The following is a 5236-nucleotide window of genomic DNA, read 5'->3' as shown; positions in this document are numbered from 1 at the left end:
GGCCGCGATGGCCACGCGCGTGGCGTAGCCCAGGCCGTTGACGGGCGGGTTGTTCAACGTGATCACGGCCACGTCGCCGTGGACCTTGTATTCAGCCGTCATGCGGATTCCTTGGGAGAGGGAGTGAGAAAAGAACGGTCGTTCGCTTTTGCGATTCTAGGGGCAGCCTGCTGCACCGCAATGAGGGTTTGTCACGGGAGGGACAAGGGGTGGCGCCGCGCGGCAAGACCGCGTCGCCGTACCCGGACCGCATCGTGGCGCGGCCCGGCTTCGAGAAAGAGCTGGCCCGGCGCACGTTGACCAATCTGTACAACGAGCGCCCCGCCTGCCTGGCCCAGGCCCACGAGGCGCCGGACGCGGCCGTTGCGCAGGCCTACGGCTGGGCGGACTACGCGCCGGGGATGACCGAGGACGAGATCCTTCGGCGGCTGCTGGCGCTCAACATCGAACGGTCCGCCAGCGCGTGACCGTGAGGGCCGCAGCGCGCCGGCCCCCAACCCCATCTGGCCTGTTGGCAGCAGCTCCTGGCGGCTGACCGCGCGCCCATGCCGTGATGCGCTCATCGGCATGCATGCTATTGGGCGCATTGTGCCGACCCTGCCTAGGTGGAGAGTTCAAGGACGGGTCGATTTGTGCAGGGCACCATGAATGCTTTAGTATTCGCCCGGGAATTTGGGGTCTGAGCCCGGAGGGATGTGATGTTGCGTGGATGGAAAGCCGCAGTCGCTGCGGTCTGGATGGTTCTTGTCGGGTCCGGCACGGCCCAGGCGCAGCCGCAACAATTCGGCGGCCCCGCGCCCGCACCCATGTGCGAGATCGCCGGTCGCACGCAGTGCATCGCGCCGCGCCTCGTGCAGGGTATCCAGGCGGCGCTGCCTGAGCACTGCGCGCAGTACGCGGCGGATCACACGGCGCGAGGCGGCTTCGTGGGCTGCTGGACCAGCGGCTCGACGAACACGATGTGCCAGCTGCGCGATCCGGCTGTGTCGCCTGGATTCGTGGGCGCCAAATGGGCCACCACCAACATCCGGATGGCGGGGGTGGACATCAACGCCTTCGACTATGGGCCGCCGAGGGGGCCGGTCTACGAGACATGGGGCCCGAACGACTACGCAGGCCCGGTCTGCCAATGCCCGGCCAATTCGATGATCCAGTCGGATGCCTCGTGCCGCTGCCCGGCCGGCATGAACTGGGATCCGGAGCAGCAGAAGTGCGCGGTGCGCATCGACCCCACCGTCATTGCCCTGTTCGGCAACAACCGCACCAAGGCCCTGCCCGTGGGCCCGGCGCTGCCCATGGAGGCCAAGGTCACCAAGGCAGGTGAGCCGCAGCCCGACATTGTCGTCACCATTCACGGCCCTGGCGGACCGTTCCAGGGCGTCACCGACGGCGGGGGCTCCTTCAAGTTCATGTACGTGCCGCCGGTACTGAAGGCCGCGCGCGAGACGCTCACGGCCACCTGCCACGGCTGCGTGAACGAGGCCACGAAGACCATCACGGTCGAGATGTGCCTGACCTGTGATCCCGCTTTCGGCAACCCCATCCAGCCGGGCCGCGGGGAAAAGCAGCAGGACGAGACTGACTGGGTGGATGCGGCCGCGCATCCGCTGACCTTCACCCGCATCTTCCGCAGCTCGGGTGCCGCCGCGTCGACCTTCGGCGCGACCTGGAGCCACGCCTTCGCCGCGCGGATGATCATCTCGGCCACGACGGCCGACGTGGAGCTGCCAGACGGACGAACGCTCGCCTTCACCCAGGAGAACGGCCAATGGGTCGCAGCCGGGCACAACGACCGCCTGGTCGTCCAGGGCGACCAGTTCGTCTTCAGCCAGATCAGCACGGATCGCACCTTCACCTTCAATGGGCAAGGCCAGTTGCTGGCCCTCACCGAACGCAACGGCTGGGCCATGACGCTCACCTGGGGCGCGGATTTCCGCCTGCAGCGCGTCACCAATGCCTTCGGCCGCAGCCTGCAGTTCACGCATGACGCCAACGGGCGCCTGGTGAGCATCGCCACGCCGGACGGCCAGACGCTGCAATACGCCTACACGCAATCGCAGACCCCGCAGCTGCTGTCCGTGACGCACCCGGGCGGCACGCGAACCTACCACTACGAGGATGCGCGTTTCCCGAGCCTGCTGACCGGCATCACCAACGAGGCGCAGGTGCGTATCGCCACCTATGCGTATGACAGCGCGGGGCGCGCCATCGGCACCGTGCACATCGGCCAGACCGATGCCTACAGCGTCACCTACAGCGGCTCCGGCTCGGCCAGCGGCACGCTGCAGGCGGGCACCACCGTCGATCCCTCCATCTATTCCCTGACCACCACGGTCACCACGCCCAATGGCGCCGTCCAGCGCCTCACCTGGGTGGGCGCAGCCGACGGCTGGGTGTACCGCGCCAGCGCCAGCCAGGCCCTGGACGGCGACACCCTGGCATCGCGCGCCCTGGGCGCCGACGGCATGCCGCAGGTGGAAACCGACTTCAACGGCGTGCGCCGCGAGCACGCGTGGGATGCCCGCCGCCGCCTGAAGACCCAGACGACCGAGGCGGCCGGCCTGCCCGAGCAGCGCACCACCGCCACCGAGTGGCACCCGCAGTGGCGCCTGCCGGTGCGCGTGAGCGAGCCCGGGCGCACCACGGTGAACACCTACGACGCCAGCGGCAACCTGCTCAGTGAACAGATCACCGACGTCGCCACCGGCCAGGTTCGCACCCGCAGCTGGACGTACAACGCGCGCGGTCAGGTGGAGACGATGACGCTGCCGGGCGGTGGCGTGTGGACCTACGGCTACGACGCCGCGGGCAACACCGTGAGCCTGCGCGATCCGCTGCAGCGCCAGACCACCTTCACCCACGACGCCGGTGGCCGCGTGCTCACCCGCACCGAGCCGGGTGGCCTGACGAGCACCTACACCTATGACGCCCGTGGCCGCCTGCTCACCGCGACCGTGGGCGGAGAGACAACGACCTACGCCTATACGGCCACCGGCCAGCTGCAATCGACCACGCTGCCCAACGGCCACCAGGTGAGCTACACCTACGATCAGGCCGACCGGCTGATCGCCGCCCAGGACAACCGCGGCGCGAGCCTCAGCTACACGCTGGACGCCTCGGGCAACCGCACCCGTGAAGAGTTGCGTGACGCCAGCGGCGCCATCGCCGCCGTCACCCAGCGCGGCATCGACGCCCTGGGGCGCGTGACCGCCACCGCCAACTCCATCGGGCAGACCACCCGCTACGGCCATGACGCCAACGGCGTGCCGGTGAGCGAGACCGACCCGCTGAACCAGACCACCCGCCAGACACTGGACGCGCTCGGCCGCCCGGTCGCCACCACCTTCGCCGACAGCGCCGCCGCCACGCAGGCCTTCAACGCCCTGGACGCGCTGACCCAGGTCACCGACCCCAAGGGCGTGACCACCCGCTACGCCACCAACGCCTTCGGCGAGGTGATGAGCGAGACCAGCCCCGACATCGGCACCATCAGCTACCAGCGCGATGCCAACGGCGAAGTCACCCGCATCGAAGACGCCCGCGGCCAGATCACGACCATCGAGCGAGACGCGCTCGGGCGCATCCAGCGCATCGCCTATGCCGATGGGCAGCAGGTGACCTACACCTACGACGCGGCCGGCTACCTGGCCCGCCTGGAAGATGCCGCCGGCGTGAGCGTGTTCACCCGCGACGCGCTGGGCCGCGTGCTCAGCAAGACCCAGGACGTCAACGACACGCCCACCGCGCCCAGCCGCTTCCGCGTGGCCTACACCTGGCACCCCGGCGGCGCCGTCGCCAGCATCACCTACCCCAGCGGCGCCAAGGTCAGCTACGACGTCACCGCCGGCCGCGTGAGCGCCGTCCGGGTGTGGAACGGCAAGAAGAATCAGCCCGAGGTGCCCTTCCTCAGCGGCCTCACCTACACCGCACTCGGCCAGCCCAGGGCCTGGAACTGGTTCAACGGCGACACCGCCAGCCGAACCTTCGACACCGACGGCCGCATGACGGCCAACGACTTCGCCAGCTACACCTGGGATCCGGCCGGCCGCATCACCCGCATCAGCCAGAGCCTCACTGCCGAAGGCTCGGGCACCGTCTACCTCACCAGCCTCAGCTGGCAGGCGGGCTACGACAGCCGCAACCGCCTCACCAGCTTCAGCCGGCCAGGGTCCGACAGCCGCTACACCTACGACGCCAACAGCAACCGCCTCACCGGCATCGAGCAGGCCACCAGCGACACCGACCTGGACGGTGAGTTCGACGCCACCGACCGCAGCCGCCTCACCGCCCAGGCGATGAACCTGGATGCGGCCAGCAACCGCCTGCTGGGCTTCACCCAGACGCTGACCACCCTGAACAACGGCAAGACCAAGAGCGTGGTCGTCTCCCCCGTCACCTACAGCGTGGACGCCAACGGCGCGCTCACCGGCGACGGCCTCAGAACCTTCGAGTACGACGGCGCCAACCGCCTCAAGCGCATCAGAGCCCCGCTGGACGGCGAATCCGCCGTCGTGAGCTACCTCACCAACGGCCTGGGCCAGCGCGTCTTCCGAAGCGAGCCCACCGCGGAGCAGACGCTGCCGAACCAGCAGACGCTGGGCGTGGACTTCATCACCTGGCTGAAAAAGCAGTTCGGCTGGCTGTTCACCCAGGCGGCGGCCAACACCAGCATCGGCACGGCCTACCTGTACGCCGATGCCGGAGTGATCCCCAGCTGGGCCATCCTGGGCGAGTACGACAACGGCAGCGCCACCGGCAAGGGAAGAACCGAGTACATCTGGCTGCCCACCGAGGACGGCACTGGGATTCCCGTGGGGATCATCCGCAACGGCAAGCTCTACGGCATCCACACCGATCACCTGGGCACGCCACGGGTGATGAAGAACGAAGCCAACGAGGTGGTGTGGCAGTGGCCCTACAGCGCCTTCGGGCAGAACAAGCCCACGGGGGTGCTCAAAGCCACGCCGAACCCGAACCAGGCGATCACGAACCAGCCGGTGCTGCTGAAGGCCACGAACCCGACGGAGCTGAACCTGCGATTCCCGGGCCAGTACGCCGAGGACGCGGGCGGAGTGGTGTACAACTACTTCCGCAACTACGATCCGCGGGTGGGGCGGTATACGCAGGCGGATCCGATTGGGTTGGCGGGGGGGCTGGAATCGGTTCGGGTATGCGGCAGGGCTCCCCACAGGTCTAGCGGACCCGTCTGGGCTTGATGCTTGCCGGCTGATCCTAA

The 5236-nt window shown here is 68.5% G+C and carries 2 protein-coding genes; both read left to right on the top strand.

All coding sequences use genetic code 11. The annotated features are described in order from the left end of the window. Positions 1-188: 188 nt before the first annotated feature. Entirely contained in the window at positions 189-467 is a 279-nt protein-coding gene (locus tag ACE3T5_RS21050) for a hypothetical protein (RefSeq protein ID WP_374670068.1), read from the top strand. Positions 468-806: 339 nt separating this feature from the next. Then, positions 807-5216, top strand: a complete 4410-nt coding sequence (locus tag ACE3T5_RS21045; RefSeq protein WP_374670067.1) for an RHS repeat-associated core domain-containing protein — start codon at positions 807-809, stop codon at positions 5214-5216. The last annotated feature ends 20 nt before the right edge of the window (positions 5217-5236 follow it).

It is taken from the genome of Ramlibacter sp., from assembly GCF_041916345.1.
Taxonomy (GTDB): domain Bacteria; phylum Pseudomonadota; class Gammaproteobacteria; order Burkholderiales; family Burkholderiaceae_C; genus Ramlibacter.
The sequence above is the reverse complement of the archived record's forward strand: the minus strand, read 5'-3'. Positions and strand labels throughout refer to the sequence as shown.

What these genes read in the sequence shown, in the direction of transcription:
- ACE3T5_RS21045 (WP_374670067.1), top strand. Translation starts at nt 807, where the DNA reads ATGTGCGAGATCGCCGGTCGCACGCAGTGCATCGCGCCGCGCCTCGTG.